Source organism: Actinocatenispora sera (assembly GCF_018324685.1).
GTDB lineage: Bacteria > Actinomycetota > Actinomycetes > Mycobacteriales > Micromonosporaceae > Actinocatenispora > Actinocatenispora sera.
In genome coordinates this window covers 2,385,961-2,406,196 of sequence record NZ_AP023354.1, presented here as the reverse complement: position 1 = coordinate 2,406,196, position 20,236 = coordinate 2,385,961, and the positions used below count along the sequence as shown (strand labels likewise).

13 protein-coding genes and 1 pseudogene are annotated in these 20,236 nt (G+C 69.0%); 5 read left to right on the top strand and 9 right to left on the bottom strand.

The window, feature by feature from the left end:
- Positions 1-52: 52 nt before the first annotated feature.
- The 9 genes and pseudogenes from Asera_RS11555 to Asera_RS11515 form a co-directional block, all read right to left on the bottom strand.
- Positions 53-1,771, bottom strand: coding sequence for an ABC transporter substrate-binding protein (locus tag Asera_RS11555; RefSeq protein WP_030449109.1), 1,719 nt, complete (start codon positions 1,769-1,771; stop codon positions 53-55).
- 3 nt (positions 1,772-1,774) lie between these two features.
- A complete protein-coding gene (locus tag Asera_RS11550) occupies positions 1,775-3,520 on the bottom strand; it encodes an ABC transporter substrate-binding protein (RefSeq protein WP_030449108.1) in 1,746 nt (581 codons plus the stop codon).
- A gap of 223 nt (positions 3,521-3,743) precedes the next feature.
- Positions 3,744-5,477, bottom strand: a complete 1,734-nt coding sequence (locus Asera_RS11545; protein ID WP_030449107.1) for an ABC transporter substrate-binding protein — start codon at positions 5,475-5,477, stop codon at positions 3,744-3,746.
- 312 nt (positions 5,478-5,789) lie between these two features.
- Positions 5,790-7,529, bottom strand: coding sequence for an ABC transporter substrate-binding protein (locus tag Asera_RS11540; RefSeq protein WP_030449106.1), 1,740 nt, complete (start codon positions 7,527-7,529; stop codon positions 5,790-5,792).
- Positions 7,530-7,747: 218 nt separating this feature from the next.
- Positions 7,748-9,448, bottom strand: a complete 1,701-nt coding sequence (locus Asera_RS11535) for an ABC transporter substrate-binding protein (protein ID WP_169745910.1) — start codon at positions 9,446-9,448, stop codon at positions 7,748-7,750.
- 307 nt (positions 9,449-9,755) lie between these two features.
- Positions 9,756-10,315: pseudogene (locus Asera_RS11530) on the bottom strand (GTP-binding protein).
- 28 nt (positions 10,316-10,343) lie between these two features.
- Positions 10,344-10,706, bottom strand: a complete 363-nt coding sequence (locus Asera_RS11525) for a DUF742 domain-containing protein (protein WP_030449103.1) — start codon at positions 10,704-10,706, stop codon at positions 10,344-10,346.
- 105 nt (positions 10,707-10,811) lie between these two features.
- On the bottom strand, positions 10,812-11,228 hold the full coding sequence (locus Asera_RS11520; RefSeq protein ID WP_030449102.1) for a roadblock/LC7 domain-containing protein: 417 nt from the start codon (positions 11,226-11,228) through the stop codon (positions 10,812-10,814).
- Positions 11,225-14,866, bottom strand: coding sequence for a sensor histidine kinase (locus Asera_RS11515; protein WP_051802900.1), 3,642 nt, complete (start codon positions 14,864-14,866; stop codon positions 11,225-11,227). The genes Asera_RS11520 and Asera_RS11515 overlap by 4 nt, the downstream gene beginning before the upstream one ends.
- 474 nt (positions 14,867-15,340) lie before the next feature.
- On the opposite strand from Asera_RS11515, the gene Asera_RS11510 reads away from it, so the two are divergent.
- The 5 genes from Asera_RS11510 to Asera_RS11490 are packed head-to-tail and all read left to right on the top strand — an operon-like array spanning position 15,341 to position 20,061.
- Positions 15,341-16,108: an ABC transporter ATP-binding protein gene (locus tag Asera_RS11510; RefSeq protein ID WP_030449100.1), complete on the top strand. Its 768-nt coding sequence runs from the start codon at positions 15,341-15,343 to the stop codon at positions 16,106-16,108.
- A 50-nt stretch (positions 16,109-16,158) separates the two neighbouring features.
- Complete coding sequence (locus tag Asera_RS11505; protein ID WP_035298403.1) at positions 16,159-16,872, top strand: ABC transporter ATP-binding protein; 714 nt, start codon at positions 16,159-16,161, stop codon at positions 16,870-16,872.
- A gap of 29 nt (positions 16,873-16,901) precedes the next feature.
- Positions 16,902-17,774 carry a branched-chain amino acid ABC transporter permease gene (locus tag Asera_RS11500; protein ID WP_030449098.1) on the top strand — a complete coding sequence of 291 codons (873 nt, stop codon included), beginning with the start codon at positions 16,902-16,904 and terminating at the stop codon, positions 17,772-17,774.
- Positions 17,775-17,808: 34 nt separating this feature from the next.
- On the top strand, positions 17,809-18,831 hold the full coding sequence (locus tag Asera_RS11495) for a branched-chain amino acid ABC transporter permease (protein WP_035298368.1): 1,023 nt from the start codon (positions 17,809-17,811) through the stop codon (positions 18,829-18,831).
- A gap of 45 nt (positions 18,832-18,876) precedes the next feature.
- Complete coding sequence (locus Asera_RS11490; protein WP_030449096.1) at positions 18,877-20,061, top strand: ABC transporter substrate-binding protein; 1,185 nt, start codon at positions 18,877-18,879, stop codon at positions 20,059-20,061.
- The last annotated feature ends 175 nt before the right edge of the window (positions 20,062-20,236 follow it).

Here is a 20,236-nt window from a genome sequence, read left to right as displayed (position 1 = left end):
CAGCTGGTGGGAACCGCGGCCGTCAGCCGAGCCAGGAGTCGGGCCTCGGCCGTCAGCCGAGCCAGGAATCGTAGAACAGCGGGCTGCCGGCGGTGCCGCTCTGGAACACGCCGTGCACCCGGCTGCCGGCGAGCGACAGGTTCTTCATGTACACCAGCGGCACGCACGGCGCGTACCGGCGCATGATGTCGCGGTCCAGCGTCGCCCAGTCGCCTGCCGCCGGCGCGGTCTGCTCGGCGCTCACCGCACGCAGCCGGTCGGTCAGCGCCGGCACCGACAGCAGTGACCAGTTGGTGCCGTTCGACCGGATCCCGGCCCCGTCGAACAGCGGCGGCAGCACGGTCGTACCGGTCGGCCAGTCCGCACCCCAGGACACCGGGTACAGGTCGTAGCGGTTGTCCGGCCGGGCGACGGCGGGGTAGAACGCCGCCGCCGCCAGGGCGGTCGTGACGACCCGGAAGCCGGCCCGGCGCAGCGACGCCACCATCGGTTTCACCGCCGCCCGGTCCTTCGAGGTGTCCGGATAGGCGTACCGCAGGGTCGGGTGCCGGCCGCCGAGCAGCTGGCGTGCCTTGGCCGGGGCGCCGCCGTGGCCGGGCGACGGGTAGGCGTCGTAGCGGTCGAAGCCGAGCACCGTCGGCGACAGCAGCGTCGAGGCCACCTCGCCGTGCGACGGGCCGCCGATCGCGTCGAGGTAGCCGGCCTTGTCGATCGCGTAGTTGATCGCGCGCCGCTCGGCGATGCCGGCGACCCGGCGCGTGTTGATCATCAGGTACGTCACGAACGGCCAGAAGCCGACCACCTCGCGGGAGCGCAGCGACCGGTCGGCGAGCACCCCGGCGACGCGTTCCGGTGGTACGCCGTCGATCGACACCGCGTACCGGTCGGCGCCCTCGTCGGCGATCAGCCGGTCGGTCTGCTGCCGCGGGTCGGCGCCGATGCGCACCACGATCCGGTCCGGGTAGTCGTGCCGGACCGGATCGGTGCGCGGATCCCAGTACCGGTTGCGCACCAGCGTGAGCTGCACCCCCCGCTGGTACCTCGACACCCGGTACGGGCCGGTCGCCGGCGGCGCCGTGTCGTACCCGTCGGCGTGCGCCAGCCCCGGGTCGGTACGGGCCGGGATCGGTGCGGTGGTGCCGAGCGACGCGGCGTACCCGAAGTCCGGGTGCGGCGCGGCGAGGTGGAAGGTGATGGTCCGGCCGGACACCGTGACGCCGGGCGGCGTCTTCGCGCCGCCGCGGTACGGGCCCCGGTAGGTCCGGTCGTAGTCGGCCGTGCCGGTCAGCCACTGCTGGATGTAGTGCGGGCCGTCGGCAAGCTGCGGGGTGAACGACCGGGCCACCCCGTACGCGACGTCGGCCGCGGTCACCGTGGAGCCGTCCGCGTACCGCAGCCCGTCGCGCAGCGTGTAGCGCCAGGTCTTCCCGTCGTGGTGCACGTCGGTGCCGGCGTCGGTGGCGAGGTCACCGACCAGTACCTGCCGGCCGGTGCGGGGATCGTTCTTGAGCATCGTCAGGGTGCGCACCATCAGCTGGTCGACCGCGTTCGCGTGCGTCACGTACTGGCGCTGCGGGTCCAGGTGGACGAAGTCGGCCTGCTGCAGGATCGTCAGGGTGCCGCCGCGCTTCGCCCCCGGCACCGGCTCGGCCGGGCCGGACAGGGTGGGGCGCACCCGATCGGGCCGGTGGCCGGCGCCGGTGCAGCCGGTGGCGGCGGCGAGCACTGCCATGCCCGCCGCCGCCCACCGCAGCACCCGATGCGCGGCCATCCGCTACTGCGTCACCCAGGCGTCGTAGTACCGCGGCGCGCCGCCCTGCAGGATGCCGTGCACCCGGCTGCCGTACAGCGAGAGGTTCTTCTCGTAGTACAGCGGCACCAGCGGTGCGTAGTCGGTCATGATCTGCCGGTCCAGCTTCATCCAGTCGCCGGCACCCTTCGCCGCCGGCTCCTTCGAGATCGCCGCGATCCGGTCGTTGACCGGCTTCGCGTCCAGATAGGTGCGGGAGTTGTTGCCGGAGGCGGCGATCGCGGTGCCGTCGAACAGCGGCGGGATGATCGTCGAGCCGCTCGGCCAGTCCGACGCCCACGCCGACACGTAGATGTCGTACGGGTTGTCGCGCCGGCCCAGGACCGTCAGGTAGTTGTCCTGGTCGGCCGGCTTGAGCACGATCTGGAAGCCGGCCCGGCTCAGGCTCTGCTGGATCTTCGTCGCTTCCTTCTGGCCGACGGCGGTGTTCGGGAACGCCAGTACCAGCTTCGGCTTCGCGCCCTTGAGCAGCTTCTTGGCCTTCGCCACGTCGCCGTGGTTGCCCGGCGTCGGGTACGCGTCGTACTTCTGGTAGCCGATCGTGGTCGGCGACTGGATCGTCGAGGCCACGTCACCGACCGGGCTGCCGCCCTCGGCCTGCAGGAACCCCGCCTTGTCCATCGCGTAGTTGATCGCGCGGCGCTCGTCGACGTCGGTGATCCGGCGGGTGTTGATGTTCAGGTACCGGACGTAGTCGAGGTAGCCGGCGAGCTCGCGCTTGGCGAGGCTCCGATCCCCCAGCACCTTGCTGATCAGCTCGGGCGCGACCGCGCCGACCTGCACCGCGTACCGGTCGTTGCCGTTGTCGGCGAGCAACCGGTTGGTGATCTCGACCGGCGACGGGCCCATCTCGACGACGAACCGGTCGAAGTAGTCGTGCCGCACCGGGTCGGTACGCGGATCCCAGTACTTGTTGCGCACCAGTACCAGCTGGTGCTCCCGCTGGTACGACTCGATCTTGTACGGGCCGGACGAGAACGGGTGGTCGGACAGCTTGCGCGGCCCGGTGTCGCGCGCCGGCGGCAGCGGCGTGGTGGTCCCCATCGAGGCGGCGAACGGGAAGTCCGGCTCGGCCTGCTGCAGGTGGAACGTGATCGAGCGGCCGGAGACCGTCACCCCGGGCGGCATCTTCGCGCCCCCGTCGTACGGGCCCTGGTAGGTCTTGTTGTAGTCGGTGCGGCCGGTCAGCCACTGCTGGATGTAGTGCGGACCCTCGGCGACCTGCGGCGAGAACGACCGGGCCACCCCGTACGCCACGTCGGACGCGGTGATGGCCGTCCCGTCCTCGTACTTCAGCCCCTTCTTCAGGGTGTACCGCCAGGTCTTGCCGTCCTGGTCGACATCGGTACCGGTGTCGGTGGCGAGGTCGCCGACCAGCAGGTCCTTGCCGGTCTTCGGGTCCTTGCGGAACATCGTCAGCGTCCGGGTGAACAGCTGCCCCACCGCGATCGAGGCGTTGACGTAGATCTGCTGCGGGTCGAGGGTCTCGTAGTCGGTCTGCTGGATGGAGTAGAGCGTGCCGCCGCGCACCGCGCCCGGCATCGGCTTCGCCGGCCCCTGCGACTCGGCCGGGTCGGTGGAGATCGAACCGGCGTCCTGCCGGATCGCCGGGCCCTTCGTGTGTTCGCCGGTGTTCTTGCTGCACGCGCCGGCGAACCCGGCGACGAGCAGCGCCGCACACGCGACTGCGACGATGCGACGTTGGCGCATGGTGCCTCCTGACAACCAACCTGCTGGCAACCGAGCGGCTGACAACCGACCTGCTCAGAATCGTTCCGCGACGTTAACTGAACACCGGAACGTGATCGCGAACGGTACGCCGTTGGTCCAGTGGGCGGGCGGGCCCGGACAGGCCGGTGGCCGGGCCCGCACGGGCGGGCCCGGCCACCGGAGCGATCCCCCGTCACACGACGCGGATCGGGTCAGAACGACGTCACTTGGCGAACACGCCGGTCAGCTCGGGCCAGCCGCTGGAGTTGCCCAGCACGCAGCCGCCCACCTTGCTACCGGTCAGCGTGTACTCCTTGTCGTACCAGACCGGCACGACCGGGGCGTACTTGGTCATGATCTCCTTGTCCAGCTCCGCCCACTTCGGCGCCGACTTCTCCGGCGAAAGATCGTTGATCTCGTCGATCTTCTTGTTCACGTCGGCGTTGTTGAAGTACGGGTACGTCGAGTTGCCCTGGGCCTGGATGTTCCGACCGTCGAACACCGGCGGAATGATCGTCGAACCGCTCGGCCAGTCCGAACCCCAACCCGCGAGGTAGAGGTCGTACTTGTTGGCCTTACGACCGATCTCGGTGTAGTAGCTCGCCGGGTCGATCGGCTTCAGCACGATCTGGAAGCCCGCCTTCTCCAGGCTGGACTTGATGTTCGTCGCTTCCTTCTGGCCGTTCACGCTGTTGCCGTACGCGTACACCAGCTTCGGGTGCTTGCCGTTCAGCAGCTTCTTCGCCTTGTCCACGTTGTACGGGTAGGCGTTGTACTTCTGGTAACCGGTCGTCGTCGGCGACTCCAGCGATCCGGCCGCCTCGGCGACGTTGGGGCCACCAAGAACCTGGATGAACGACTTCTTGTCCATCGCGTAGTTGAGCGCCCGGCGCACGTTCACGTCGGTGATCCGCTGGTTGTTGATCGCCAGGTACCAGACGTACTGGGTGTAGCCCTTGAGCAGGCGCTTCTGCAGCGTCGCGTCGCCGCTCACCTTCCGCACCAGCGAGGGATCGACGTTCTTCTGCATGATGCCGTACTGGTCCTTGCCGTTGTCGGCGATCATGCGGTTCGTCTGGGCCGGGTTGTCCGTGCCCATGTCGACCTCGAACTTGTCCGGGTAGTCGTGCCGGATCGGGTCGGACTTGGGGTCCCAGTACTTGTTCCGGACCAGCACGATCTTGCTGTCCCGGTTGTAGGTGTCGAACTGGTAGGGGCCAGAGGAGAACGGCTTGCTGTCCAGCTTGGTCTTGGTGTCCTGCGACTTCGGCAGCGGAGCGGTGGTGCCCCAGGCCGCCGCGTACGGCATGTCGCAGTGCGCCTTCTTGAAGTCGAAGGTGATCTTGTTGCCGTCGACCTTGACGCCCGGCGGCATCGCGGCGCCACCGTCGTAGGGACCCTTGTAGGTCTTGTTGTAGTCGATCGAGTCGGCCAGCCACTGCTGGATGTAGTGCGGGCCGTCGGCCAGGTTCGGCGAGAACGACCGGGCCACGCCGTACGCCACGTCGGCGGCGGTGATCGGCGAGCCGTCCTGGTACTTCAGGCCGTCCTTGAGGGTGAACTGCCACGTGGTGCACTTGCCGCCGGAGACGTCCTTGCCGGTGTCGGTGGCGAGGTCACCGACCAGCATCGACTTGCCGGTCTTCGGGTCGTCGATGTACCCGGTCAGCTGCCGGCTGAACAGCTTCGCGAACACCTGCGCGTTGTTCACGTAGATGCGCTGGGGGTCGAGGTGCTCGAAGTCGTCCTTCTGCACCAGGTAGATGGTGCCGCCCTTTTTCGCGCCGGAAACCGGCGCAGCCGGACCCTTCGAGTCCGCGGCGGTGCCGATGCCGCCCTGCTGAGCCTTCACGTCGTCGTTCGAACCGCCTGTGGAGCCGGTGTTCTTGCTGCAGGCTCCGAGGGCAGCGACGACGGCGAGAGCGCCGGCGGCGGCGAGAGCCACCCGTGGTCGCATTCTTCCTCCTCTTACTACCGCCGCCGGTCGGCGCGCGGGGGGACTGGGACGCGGCGAGGCGCGTGCCAGCGATGAGAGCAAGTTAATGGACTTGACACGGGCAGCCATCACGGCCGGCTAACGATTGCGTTCCCAGTCGACTCCGAGGCCGTTCAAAAGTCACTGAATGCATCCGTGCAATTGCTTTGCGTCAGAGGCCAGATCGTGGTCGTAGGGTCCACCCAGACACGTCCGGGCCGGACCCGCATTGCGCGAGTCCGGCCCGGTTCGTCGTGCTCGGGAGTGGCTCCCGAGGCCGTGTGACGCCGTCGCCTACTTGGCGTAGGCGCTGGTGTACTCCGGCCAGCCGCTCGACAGACCCAGGTCCACGCCACCGACCTTCTTACCGATCAGCGTGTATTCCTTCTGGTAGTAGAACGGCACGACCGGCGCGTACTTCGTCATGATCTCCTTGTCCAGGTTGGCCCATTCCGGGGCCGCCTTGTCAGGAGCCATCAGGTTGATCTCGTCGATGCGCTTGTTGATGTCATCGGCGTTGAAGTACGAGTAGTCGTTGTTGCCCTGCGGAATGATCGTCCGGCCGTCGAACACCGGCGGGATGATCGTCGAACCGCTCGGCCAGTCCGAACCCCAACCGGCCAGGTAAAGGTCGTACTGGTTGTTCTTGCGACCGATCTCGGTGTAGTAGCTCGCGCCGTCGATCGGCTTGAGCACGATCTTGAAGCCGACCTTCTCGAGGCTGTTCTTCACGATCGGCGCGTACTTCTGCCCGTTGGCGGTGTTGGTGTAGGCGTACACCAGCTTCGGGTGCTTGCCGTTGAGCAGTTCCTTGGCCTTCGCCGGGTCGTACGGGTAGGCGTCGTACTTCTTGAAGCCCGACGTGGTCGGCGATTCCAGGGTGGTCGCCGGGTCGGCCTTCGCGCTGCCGCCGAGTGCCTGGATGTAGGACTTCTTGTCCAGGCCGTAGTTCAGCGCCTTGCGGATGTTGAGGTCCTTGATCCGCTGGTTGTTGATCGCCAGGTACCAGGTGAACTGGGTGAACCCGGCGCGGACCTGAGGCTTCAGCGAGGCGTCGTTCTGCACCTTCTTGATCAGCGTCGAGTCGACACCGCCGGACGCCTGCATGATGCCGTAGGCGTCGTTACCGTTGGACGCCATCATCCGGTTGGTCTGCTGGACGGCGTCCGGACCCATGTCGACTTCGAAGTGCTCCGGGTAGTTGTGCCGCAGCGGGTCGGTGTTCGGGTCCCAGTACTTGTTGCGGCTCAGGACGATCTTGCTGTCCCGGTTGTAGGTGTCGATCTTGTACGGGCCGGACGCGACCGGGTGCAGGTCGTACTTGGTCTTGGTGTCCTTGGCCTTCGGCACCGGGGCCGTGGTGCCCCAGGACGCCGCGTACGGCATGTCGCAGTGCGGCTTCTTGAAGTCGAAGGTGATCTTCTGACCGGAGACCTTGACCCCCGGCGGCATGTCCGAGCCGCCGTTGTAGGGACCCTTGTAGTCCTTGGTGTAGTCGATCGAGTCGGCCAGCCACTGCTGGATGTAGTGCGGGCCGTCGGCCAGATCCGGCGAGAACGACCGCGCCACACCGTAGGCGACGTCCTTCGCGGTGATCGGCGTGCCGTCCTCGTACTTCAGCCCGTCCTTGAGGGTGAACTGCCACGAGGTGCACTTGCCGTTGGAGATGTCCTTGCCCGGGTCGGTGGCGAGGTCGCCGACCAGGGTGGAGTTGTTGGTCTTCGGGTCGTCGACGAACGTGGTCAGCTGCCGCTGAATGAGCCGGCCGAAGACCTGGGCGTTGTTGACGTAGACCCGGGCCGGATCCAGGTGTTCGAAGTCCTTCTCCTGGATCAGGTAGATCGTGCCGCCCTTCTTGGCGCCCTTGACCGCTGGCGCCGGGCCCTTCGAGTCGGCCGCCGTGCCGATGCCGCCGGACTGCTTCTTGGCCTGGTCACCCGGGCCGTTGCTCTCGCCCGTGTTCTTGCTGCAGGCTCCGAGCGCAGCGACGACAGCGACGGCGCCGAGGGCAGCCACAGCCATCCGTGGTCGCATGTCTTCCCCTCCTCATCACACCGCGGCCGGACGGCGCACGGTAGGGCCGGACCGCCGGCACCCGCCTGTGAAATTAGTGGACGCGCGGCCCTGGCCCGTCACAGCCGGCTAACGATTGAGCCGCCATCGCGGCACTTCGGGGCAGCAAAAACGGGAGCCGGACCAGTACGATCCGGCCCCCGCTTAAGGAACCCTTATTGCCGCGATCGGCAACCGAATTACTTGCCGTTCTTCAGGTACGCATTGAAATATACCGGCCAGCCGGTGCTCTGTCCGATCTTCATGTTGCCGACGTTCGTTCCGTACAGTTGGTAGGCCTTGTCGTACCAAACCGGCACAACCGGCGCGTACTTGGTCATGATGTCCTTGTCGAGCTTGGCCCAGCCCGGCGCCGCCTGGGTCGCGGTCTGCTTGCTGAGCTTGTCGATCTGGGTGTTGACCGAGTCGCTGTTGAAGTACGGGTAGGTCGAGTTGCCCTGGGCCTGGATGTTCCGACCGTCGAACACCGGCGGAATGATCGTCGAACCGCTCGGCCAGTCCGAACCCCAGCCCGCGAAGTACAGGTCGAACTGGTTGTCCTTACGACCGATCTCGGTGTAGTAACTCGCCGCGTCGATCGGCTTCAGCACGATCTTGAAACCGATCTTCTGCAGCGTGCTCTGCACGTTGGTCGCGCGCTTCTGCCACTGCGCCGTGTTCGCGAACGCGAACACCAGCTTCGGGTGCTTGTTGCCGAGCAGCTGCTTCGCCTTGTCCACGTTGAACGGATAGGCGTCGTACTTCTTGAAGCCGATCGTGGTCGGCGACAGCAGCGTCGTCGCCGGGTCCCCGGCCGTACTGCCACCGAGCGCCTGGATGAACGAGCGCCGGTCGAACCCGTAGTTCAGCGCCTGGCGTTCCCTCAGATCGGTGATCCGCTGGTTGTTGATCGCCATGTACCAGACGAACTGGGTGAAGCCCGCGGCCACCCGGCTCTTCACCGCCGGATCGCCCTGCACCGCCGGGATCAGCGCCGGTGGCACGTTCGCGCCCATCACCGCGTTGGCGCTCTTGCCCTGGCTCGCCTTGATCGAGTTCGCCTGCTGGTCGGCGGTCTGGCCGATGTCGGTCTCGAACTTGTCGAAGTAGGCGTGCCGGACCGCGTCCGTCTTCGGATCCCAGAACTTGTTCCGGTCCAGCACGAGCTTGCTGTCCCGGGTGTAGGTCTCCACCTTGTACGGGCCGGACGAGAACGGGTGCAGGTCGAGCTTGGTGCGGGTGTCCTTCGCCTTCGGCAGCGGCGTCGTCGTCCCCCACGACGCGGCGAACGGCATGTCGCAGTGCGGCTGCTTGAAGTTGAAGGTGATCTTGTTGCCGTCGACCTTGACCCCCGGCGGGATCGCCGCACCACCGTTGTACGGGCCCTTGTACGTCTTGTTGTAGTTGACGTCGTTGGCCAGCCACTGCTGGATGTAGTGCGGGCCCTCGGCCAGGTCCGGCGAGAACGACCGCGCCACCCCGTACGCCACGTCGGCGGCGGTGATCGTCGACCCGTCCTCGTACTTCATGCCGCTCTTGAGGGTGAACTCCCAGGAGGTGCACTTGGTACCGGTGGACACGTCCTTGCCCGGCGTGGTGGCGAGGTCACCGACCAGCTTCAGCTTCCCGTTGCCCGCGTCCTGGAACATCGTCAGGGTGCGCGCGAACAGGTTGGTCACCGCGGTCGCGTTGTTCACGTAGGCCCGGGTCGGGTCCAAGTGATCGAAGTCCGCCTCCGCGTACTGATAGAGCGTGCCGCCGGTCTTCGCGCCGCTGATCGGCTTCGCCGGGCCCTGCGAGTCGGCCGGATCGGTCGCGATCGACCCGCTCTGCGTCGAGCCCTGACCGCCGCCGCTCTCGTTCGACCCGGTGTTCTTGCTGCAGGCACCGACCGTCGCCAACAGAGCGACGGCGCCTACGGCGGCAACTGCCAGCCGTGGTCGCATTCGTTTCCCCCCTCATGTCCAGGCCGCACACCGTCCGAGACGGGTACGACCAGGCGGTCGAGCCGTCCCGAACGGACACGCGACCTCTACCTGGACGGAGTTTAGGCGGGTGACGTAACTCACCGTTACGCATTGGGAATTCTGAGTTCTGGCCCACGGGGGCCGCCCCCCTCGGGCGGCAGTCGATCATCACGGTGTAGGCAGACGCGAAACGCCCCGCCCGGCCGAAGCCGAGCGGGGCGTCGAGCAGAACGCGGCCGCGCTACCGGGACGGAGCCACCGCACCGCGCCGCATCTTCAACACGTACTCCACCAGCGTGATCAGCACCTGCTTGGTGGATTCCCGGCTGCGCGCATCGCACGGGATCACCGGCACCTGCGCACCCACCGCAAGCGCCTCCCGGACGTCGTCCAGCTGGTGCAGCTGCACGCCGTCGAAGCAGTTCACCGCGACCAGGTACGGCAGGCCACGGTGCTCGAAGAAGTCGACCGCGGCGAAGCAGTCGGCCAGTCGTCGCGTGTCCACCAGCACGATCGCGCCGATCGCGCCGCGCACCAGCTCGTCCCACATGAACCAGAACCGGGTCTGCCCGGGGTACCGAACAGATAGAGGATCAGGTCCTGGTCGATCGTGATACGGCCGAAGTCCATCGCGACCGTCGTCGTGCTCTTGCCCGGCACTCCGGCAAGGTCGTCGACAGACGCGCTGGCCGAGGTCATGATCGCCTCGGTGGTCAGCGGCGTGATCTCCGAGACGGATCCGACCAGTGTGGTCTTTCCGACGCCGAAGCCACCGGCGATAACGATCTTGGACGAGGTCACCCGCCCGCTCGGCCGGCGGTAGCCCTCGTCAGAGCCTCCGAAGCCCACTCAGCACCCTCTCCAGCAGTTCCGTGCCCACGGCGTCGTCCCCGACCGCGGTCGGTTCGTACACGGCGACGAGCCCGTCCGCGGCCATGTCCGCGACCAGAACCCGAGCCACTCCCAAAGGCATCTGCATACGTGCGGCGATCTCGGCGAGCGACTGCACCCGCAGGGCGCACAGCCCCGCGATCAGCTGTTGCTCCCGCCCACCGACCACGCTGGCGTCACGACCTCGAGCGGTCGTCTCCACCAGCGCCTCGATCGCGATCTCCACCCGGGGCCGGGTCCGGCCACGGGTCACGGCGTAGGGGCGAACCAGCGCGTTGCTCGGCTCATCAGGGTCATTCATCATGCCCCACACCCCGATCCAGGATGGTCCCGACTCGATGCGCGGAACCGGCGTACCACGCCGCCGCGCACCGAGCCGTCAGCCCGAGGGAATCCACGAGACCCCTCAGCTCAACCGTGCGGTCCCCTCGCGCGGTGCCGGGGTGAGCGCATCGCCGACTCGGTCGACCAGCAATGCCATCTCGTACCCCACCTGCCCGACGTCACAACTCCGGGCAGCCAGCACCGCGAACGAGGATCCGTCGCTGATCGACATCAGAAAGAGAAAGCCGTTGTCCATCTCGACGACGGTTTGCAACACCGCGCCGCCCTCGAAACACCTCGATGCGCCCTGGGTCAGGCTGACCAGCCCGGACGCGATGGCGGCAAGCTGGTCGGCCCGGTCGCGGGGTAGGTCCCGGGAGGAGGCGAGTAAGAGGCCGTCGGCGGAGACCGCGACCGCGTGCGCCACTCCTGGAACCCTGTCCGCAAAGTTGGACAGCAGCCAACCGAGGTCCTGGGTACCTATCTGCTGGGTCGTCATGCCTCCTGCTCCTCGCCAGCACCGTTGCCGGTGCTCCTGTGTCCGGGCGCGGCACCCGCCCGCGGCGAGTCACCGCCGCCGGCGCGCCCGCGCTGGACGCCTCGGTGGTACGCGGACAACAGCCCGCGGACCGCTTCGGGTGAACGTTCCCGTGCCTGGGACTTCGGGCGGGACGCTTCTTCGATGCCGCCCGGCACGAGCTGTGCCATCGGCCGCCGGATCGGCAACCCGGCGGAGGTCGTGTCGGACTCCCGCGGGGTGGTGATCGCCGAGGCCGCCTGCCAGCCCTTGTCCGCGGCCGAACGCCACGGATCGATGTCCGGCCGACCCTCCGAGGGGACCTCCGCAGCGCGACTCGGCGGCATCTCGGCCATCGACCGGCTCAGCGGCGTCTCGGCCACCGGCGGGGTGGCCGACCTCGTCGGGGCGGGCTCGGCCGGGCGGCGCGCCGGCTCGGCAGGCCGGCTCACCGGCTGGCTTCGCGGCGACTCGCTGCCGGACGGCACCCGAGTGGGCAGCACGGTGGGCCGCTTCTTCGGCTCGGCCGCACGCACCGGCGCCTCCTGTGCCCGGGTCGCCGTCATCCCCGCCGGCCGGGCAGCGGACGCCACCGGCGCGGGTGGCGCGCCGACCGCCGGCGCGGTCCGGGGCCGGGACGGGCTGGTCCGGAACCAGGCCGACTCGACCTCGCGGAAGATGGGCAACTCCATCGTGTCGTCGACATTCCTCGGGATGATCTCGCCACGACCTGACCCGGAACCGTGCTCGGGTTCCGGTGTGGCCGAGTCTAGCCCGCGGTGCGCCGAGATCTCCTCGTTCGAGCGGCCGTCGTACCGGCGCTGCTGGGCCGCCGTGGCCGGCTCGATCGGAGCCGGCTCGGCCGGGGACCAGACGTCCCGGCCGGGCAGCTGCGGTGTCTCCACCGTCAGGTCGTCGGCCATCGGGCGGGCCGGCGGCTCCGCCCACGGGTCGTGCCCGCCGAGGGTGCCGGCGATCGACTCACCGGCCGGCTCGGGGTCGGACACCGGCCGCTGCGGGGCGCGCCGGACCGAGTCGTCCAGCGACCGGCGCGGCGGCTCGGCCGGGATCCGGTCGAAGGTGACGGTGTCGTCCGCCGCCGAGGCGGGCAGCCTGCTGTCGTCCCGCCGCAACGACGCGGTCCGGTCCGGCTCCGCGCCCGTCGCCCGCTGGTACGGGCCGGGCTCCGGCTGCTGCTCGAACGACTGCGGCTCGGGCTGCCGGTACGAGGTCTGCTCGAACGCGGTCGGCTCGGGCTGCGGGTAGGCGGCCGGCGGCGGCGCGTCGAAGCTGCCGGTCTGCTCCTGGGCGAGCTTGCGGGCCGGCGGATCGAACAGGCTGCGCCGGATCGGCTCGTCCGCACCGCGGGTCGGCGTCGGGTCGGCGGTCGTCGGCTCGTCCGCCTGGCCCGGCTGACGCCGGGGCAGCGCGCTCGACCCGTTGTTGAGCCGGTGCCCGTTGGCCGCGTCGGCCAGGCTGTCTCGCGCCGGCGGCTGGAACGGGATGCCCGGCATCGGGTCGGCCGGCTCGGGCACGACCGGGCGGGACGAGTCCCGGGTGGCGCGGCCGGGACCGGTCTCCAGCGCCAGCGGGCCGCCCTGGGTCGGCAGCTCCCCCGGACGGACGCCCGGCCGCTCGGTCGGTACCAGCACGGCGGCCGGCAGCACCACGTCGGCGACCGTGCCGCGTTCGGGCGCCGGCCGCAGCTCGATCTTGATGCCGAGCCGGGACGCCAGCCGGCCGACCACGACCAGACCCATCATCCGGGACACCGCGACGTCGACCAGCGGCGGATTGGCCAGCCGCTCGTTCACCTCGGCCAGCACGTCACCCGACATGCCGATGCCGCGGTCCTCGATCTGCACGATCGCCCGGTCACCGACCCGGCGGGCGTCCACCACGACGGCGGTGTCCGGCGAGGAGAACGCGGTCGCGTTGTCGAGCAGCTCGGCGACCAGGTGCACCACGTCGTTGACGGCGGTCGCCTCGACCTCGACGTCACGGTCGACCACACCGAACTCGATCCGGGTGTACTGCTCGACCTCGGACTGAGCGGCCCGCAGCACGTCACCCAGCGGCGCCGCCTCGCGGCGCGCACGGGTGGAGTCGGCGCCGGCGAGGACCAGCAGGTTCTCGTCGTTCCGGCGCATCCGGGTGGCCAGGTGGTCGAGCTGGAACAGCTGCGCCAACCGGTCCGGGTCCTCCTCACCCTGCTCCAACCGGTCGAGGTGGCCGATCAGCCGGTCGGCCAGCAGCTGGGACCGGCGGGCGAGGTTGATGAACATGGTGGAGACGCTGGCGCGCAGCACGGCCTGGGCGGCGGCCACCCGGACCGCCTCCCGGTGGACCACGTTGAACGCCTCGGAGACCTGGCCGATCTCGTCCCGGCCGCGCACCTGGATCGGGTCGCGGACCTGTCCGGCGATCTCCTCCGGGCTCATGCCGCCGATCGACTCGGCCGTCTCCAGCTGACCGACCGCCTGCGGCAGGCCCTCGTACGCCACCTGCAGCGCGCCCTCCCGCAGCCGGCGCAGCGACCGGGCCATCGCCCGGGCGACCAGCAGTGCCAGCAGGATGGCGATCACCAGCACGACCAGGCCGGCGCCGGCCTCCGCGATCACCTGCTGGCCCACCGACTTGACCGTCTCACGGGCGTGCCCGGCCGCAACGGCGTCGAGCGTCTCCTCCACCGAGCGGATCGCCTTGATCCGCTTCGACATCGCGGAGTTCCAGTCGCTGGCCTTGATGCCGAGCGGGGTACCGAGCCCGACGGTACGGGCATCGGTCTCCAGCCGGGTGGAGTCCTGCACCTTCAGGCCGTTGACGTCGTCCTCCAGCACCTGCCGCTGGTCGTCGGAGGCGGTCCGGTTGAACGAGTCGTACGCGCTCTGCTGGTCGGTCAGGGTGCCGAGGAACGTCTCGAAGCTGGTTGCGTCGAACCCGTTCGGATCGTTGATGACCCGCAGCAGCGCCAGCTGCTCCTGTGCCGCGGACTCCTTGGCGTCGGAGAGCGCCGCGTTCGCGGTGAGCTGGCTGGACAGGCTGCGGTCGTTGGTCAGGTGCGTCATCGAGTCGCGCAGGTCAAGCAGCTCGGAGATCAGCACCTGGTACCGGAACGTCACGGACGCGACGGTGGCGTCACTGGACGAGGAGAGCACCTCGCTGCGGCCGGTCTTGGTCAGCGCGTCGAGCTGGTCGTCGATGACCGGCAGGTTGGGGAGGTCCTCGGAGGAGCCGGCGATCTTGTCCCGCTCGCTCTGGTACTGGCCGATCGCCTCGTCCGTGGCGGAGGACTGCTTCTTGAACTGGTCGGTCAGGCCGGAGTGGCCCGAACGCCCCTTGGCCATCATCGTCTCGGCCGCGTCCAGCCGCTCGTTCTGCAGCTGCTCGATCAGGCCGCCGGCGCGGGTGCTCAACAGCAGAGTCGAGTCCACCTTGTTTGCCTCGGACAGCGTCTTACCGGCATTGGCGAGCTCGATTCCGGCCAGCGCGACCACCGCGAGCACCGGGACGACCAGGATCAGGCCCAGCTTCGACTGGATGCGGACGTCGCTCAGCCGCGGAATCGGGCGCCGCCGGCGTTGGCGTCCTGCCTGGGTCGCCGCGGTCCGCTTGCTCACTTGCTGCCGCCTTCCAAGACTGCGTGACTGCTTGTGCTTGTCGGGCCGGGCCACCACACCGAGCCCCCGGGGATTCCACCACGCTCGATCAGAAAGAGAAACCCCGAGCAGGGTACGGCAAGTGGGACACCGCACACCGGCCGGCCGGGTGACATCCCGTCCGTCCGGAGAGTGTTGAAACCACTACTAACTGTGCGGTCCATCCGGCCTGGTCACGGGGCCCGGAACCGGTCGCTGCCGACATCATGTCATCGATCCGTATCAATCTGACAGCGGCGGGTTCGTGTCCCCTTGACGTGTAAGGGTCAAGCTACGAAGATATCGCCGCGGTCCGGCACAAGCCAGCTGCCCGGCCACCATTCCTCCCGTTGCTCCACGGCGCGAGAATGACCCGCGACAGAACGGCCAGGAAGTGCCGTGTGGATCGAGCGTTGGTAAGGGAAAAATGTCAGCTTTACATGGGCCGTCGATCCGATGAGCTGCGCCCTGAAGGTCTCCTCGGCAACCGTGCGGTACGGGGGCGTCGCGGCCATCGACGACCTGTCCTTTCACCACGAGGACGGCGGTGTCGTCGGTCTGATCGGACCGAACGGCGCCGGGAAGACCACCCTGCTGAACGTGCTGTCCGGCGCGGTCCGGCTCACCACCGGCAAGATTTCGTTGCAAGGGCGTGACCTGACCAGCCGCAAGCCGCACCAGATCGCGCGGCTCGGCATCACCCGCACCTTCCAGAACCTGCAGGTCTTCGGTTCGCTGTCGGTGCTGGACAACGTGCTGCTGCCGCGGGTCGCCCGCGGCTGGGCGACCGCGGTCGGCGACATGGTGCTGCTGCCGCAGGCGCACCGGAAGGTCCAGGCCGAACGGGCCCGGGCACTCGACCTGCTCGACCGGGTCGGCATCGCCGAGTACGCGAAGCAGCCGGCCGGCTCGCTGCCGTACGGGCTGCAGCGGCGGGTCGAGATCGCCCGCGCGCTGGCCGGCGACCCCGAACTGATCCTGCTGGACGAGCCGCTCGCCGGGCTGTCCGCCTCGGAGAGCGTCGACCTCACCGAACTGTTCACCAAGGTGTCCACCGAGGGCATCACGGTGCTGCTGGTCGAACACGACGTGGCCAGCGTGCTGTCGGTGTCCAAGCGGGTCCTGGTGCTCGACCACGGCCGGCTGCTCGCCGACGGGACGCCGGACGAGGTGTCCGCCGACCCCGCCGTCCGGGCCGCCTACCTCGGTGAGGAGTGGACATGAGCGAGCAGGCCACGGAGGAGAAGACGCCGAGCGGCGCCGGGGACGGCGAGCTGGTGCTGTCGGTGACCGGACTGGTCGCCGGGTACGACCGGATCGAGGCGCTGCACGGCATCGACATCGAGGTGCGCGCCGGCGAGGCGGTGACGCTGATCGGCGCCAACGGCGCCGGCAAGACCACCCTGCTGGGCACGATCGCGGGGCTGCTGAAGTCGTGGCGCGGCCGGGTCCAGTTCGCCGGCGAGGACATCACCCGCTGGTCGGCCGAGCGGCGCACCCGAGCCGGGCTCGCCCTGGTACCGGAGGGTCGGCGGGTGTTCGCCGGCCTCACCGTCGAGGAGAACCTGCACCTCGGGGCGTACTCGCGGGCCCGGTCGTCGACCGGCGAGGGGCTCGCCACCGTGTACGAGCTGTTCCCGAAGTTGAAGGACCGCCGGCGGCAGCCGGCCGGCACCATGTCCGGCGGCGAGCAGCAGATGCTCGCGATCGGCCGGGCGCTGATGAGCCGGCCCAGACTGCTGCTGCTGGACGAGCCGTCACTGGGGCTCGCCCCGCTCGCGGTACGGGAGGTGGCCGACGCTCTGGTCGAGCTGGCCGGCCGGGACACCACGCTGGCGCTGGTCGAGCAGAACGCGCAGGTCGCCTTCCACGTGGCGCAGCGCGGCTACCTGCTGGACCGCGGCACGGTGGTGACCGCCGGTTCGGTCGACGCGCTGCGCGACGACCCGCGGGTGCACCAGGCGTACCTGGGGCAGCCGGCCCAGTGAACAGCTGCAGAGCGGCGCGGTAGCGGCGCATGTCGGAGTTTCTGACCTTCACCCTGACCGGGCTGGGCACCGGCACCACCTACGCCCTGGTCGGCCTCGGCGTCGCGATGGTCTTCCAGGTCACTGGCGTGATCAACTTCGCGCAGGGCGATTTCGTGATGATCGGCGGGCTGACGTTCGCCAGCTTCGCCGGGGCCGGCCTGCCGGAGCCGGTCGCCGCGCTGCTCGCGCTGCTGATCACCACCGTGGTCGGCGCGCTGCTCAACCTGCTGGTGATCCGGCCGGCCCGGCGCGCCAACCGGGAACGGTTGGTCATCCTCACCATCGGCGCCTCGATCACCCTGGAGGGTCTCGCGCTGCTGGTGTTCGGCGCCGACTCGCACTTCGCGAAGGCGTTCACCGGGGGTGGCCCGATCTCGTTCGGCGGCGCACGGCTGCCCCGGCAGTACCTGTGGTGCGCGCTCGCGACCGTGGTCGCGGTCGTGTTGATGTGGCTGTTCCTGACCCGCACGCTGCCCGGTACGGCGATGCGGGCCACCGCGATGGACACCGACGCGGCCCGGCTGATGGGCATCTCGCCGGCCCGGATGAGCCTGCTGGCGTTCACCCTGGCGGCGGCGCTCGGTGCGATCGGCGGCATCGTGTTGACGCCGCTGCAGCCGCCGGACGCCTCGGTCGGCATCCCGTTCGGGCTCAAGGCGTTCACCGCGGCGGTGATCGGCGGGCTGTCGTCCCCGGTCGGCGCGGTGTTCGGCGGGCTGCTGGTGGGCCTGGTCGAGGCGTACGCGACCGGGTACATCAGCAGCGACTACAAGAACACGCTGACGTTCGGGTTGCTGCTGCTGGTGCTGCTGATCCGGCCCACCGGGCTGCTGCACCGGGCCTCGGTGGTGCGGGTATGAGCGACGACGCACTCGCCGCCGCGGAGGAGTCAGGATGACCGACGTGCTCGCCGCGGTGCTGCGGTCCCGCTGGCTGCGGTACGCGATCTTCCTCGGGGTGCTGGCGCTGGTGCCGGCGGTGTTCACCCGGGTGCCCTTCTACACCATGTCGGTCGGCGTGCTGATGGCGATCCAGGCGATCGCCGCGCTCGGGCTGATCCCGCTGACCGGGCACGCCGGGCAGATCTCGCTGGGGCAGGCGGCGTTCTTCGCGATCAGCGGGTACACCTCGGCGCTGCTGACCACCCGTTGGCACACCAACGCGTTGCTCGCGATGGTCGCCGGGATGGCGCTGTCCGCCGCGGTCGCCTACCTCGTCGGCACGTTCATCTTCCGGGCCCAGGGGCAGTACCTGGTGCTCGCCACGCTGTCGTTCGGGCTGCTGGTCAGCTACCTGGCGAACCAGCTGCCGCTGACCGGCGCCGCGGACGGCATCCCCGGCATCCCGGCGTTGGCGCCGTTCGGCTTCACCATCTCCGGCGACGTCGACATGTACTACCTGGTCGCGCTGGTGCTGCTGTTCGCGGTGATCGTGGTGGACGCGCTGCTTCGCTCGCCGGTCGGCAAGGCGCTGACCGCGCTCGGCGACAGCCCCGTCGCGACGGCCGCGGCGGGGGTGTCCATCGCCGGCCTGCGCCGCAACGCGTTCACGCTGGCCGCGGCGCTGTCCGCGCTCGCCGGCAGCCTGTACGCGCACTGGTCGACGTACATGGACCCCGGCCAGGCCGGCATTCTCAGCTCGGTCCAGCTGCTGATCATCGCCACCATCGGCGGGCAGCGGCTGGTCTGGGGTGCCCCGGTGGGCGCCTTCGTGGTCATCACGTTCTCGGAGGCGTCCAAAACCCTGATCCCCAAGGTGATTCCGCAGGCGACCGGCAACTACGAGATCGTCGTGTACGGGATCGCGCTGATCGTCATCCTGCTGTTCCTGCCCCGGGGTGTGGGCGGCGGGTTGATCGGACTGGCCGGGCGGCTCGCCCGGGCGGTACGCGGCCGGGAGGCAACCGCGGTGGACTGACGTCCCACCTCCCGGCCGAACCGGACACACCGAGGAGGAGCACACGTGTTTCAGCTACGGCGTACTGCCGCGGCCCTCAGCTGTGCCGCGCTGGCGGCCGCTGCGGTCGGGCTCAGCGGCTGCGCGGCCGACGAGTCGAGCGCGTCGGACAGCAAGGGTGACATCAAGATCGGAGCCAGCCTCGAGCTGTCCGGTCCCACCCAGAGCATCGGCACGGTCTACAAGAAGGCGCTGCAACTCGAGGTCGCGGACATCAACAAGAAGGGTGTCCTGAACGGCCGCAAGCTCAAGCTGATCATCAAGGACAACGGCACCGATCCGGCCAAGAACACCACCAACGTCAACGACTTCATCAAGAACGAGCACGTGACGGCGCTGATCGGCGGTGGCTGCTCGGCCTGCACCATTCCGGTGACGAGCATCGTCGAGAAGGCCAAGGTACCGATGATCGCGCTGTCCTCGGCCAGTGCGGTGACCGAACCGGTGGCGCAGCGGCAGTACACGTTCAAGATCTCGCCGAACCCGGCGCAGGACGCCGACGTGCTGATGAAGTCGTTGAAGCAGAAGCACGTCAAGTCGATCGCGCTGCTCAACGTGTCCAACCCGTACGGGCAGGACGGCCGCAAGTCGGTGACCGAGCTGGCGAAGAAGAACGGCATCAAGGTCGTCGACAGCCAGTCGTTCGGCCAGGACGACAAGGACATGAGCGCGCAGGCCACGAAGATCAAGAACGCGCACCCGGACGCGGTCGTGATGTGGGCGGTCATGCCGGCCGCCGGTATCGCCGCGAAGAACCTCGAGGACGCCGGGATCAAGGGCGACAAGGTCTACATGGACGCCGGCGCCGGCGCCGAGCTGTTCGTCAAGGGCGCGCAGAGCGCCGCCGAGGGCACCCACATGGTGTTCCCGCAGACGCTCGCGATCAACGACGTCACCTCCACCACGCCGCAGGTCGCCGACCAGAAGCAGTGGTTCAAGGAGTACTCCTCGAAGTACGGGAACTACTCCGGCTTCGCCTCGTTCGCGGCCGACGCGCTGCGGATGATCAAGCAGGCGATCGAGAACACCCAGGGCACCGACCACACCAAGCTGCGCAACGCGCTGGAGTCGATGGGCATCGACGGGCTCTCCGGCCGGATCCAGAACTCGGCGAAGCAGCACTCCGGGCTGCAGGAGTCGGCGCTGGCCGTACTGGAGGTCAAGAACGGCGAGTGGCACCTGAGCAACTGACGCGACCGCGGCGACAGGCGCTCGAGGCGGCCCCGGGGCGAGGCTCCCCGGGGCCGTGCACTGCGCGCCGACCGTGTTTCCGGCCACCCTGCGCAACCCCAGGCGCGGAACGAAACAGCAGGTCAGCGGTGCTTTCTCGGCCGCGGGTGGCGATCGGTGCCGCCGCCGCGGCGCG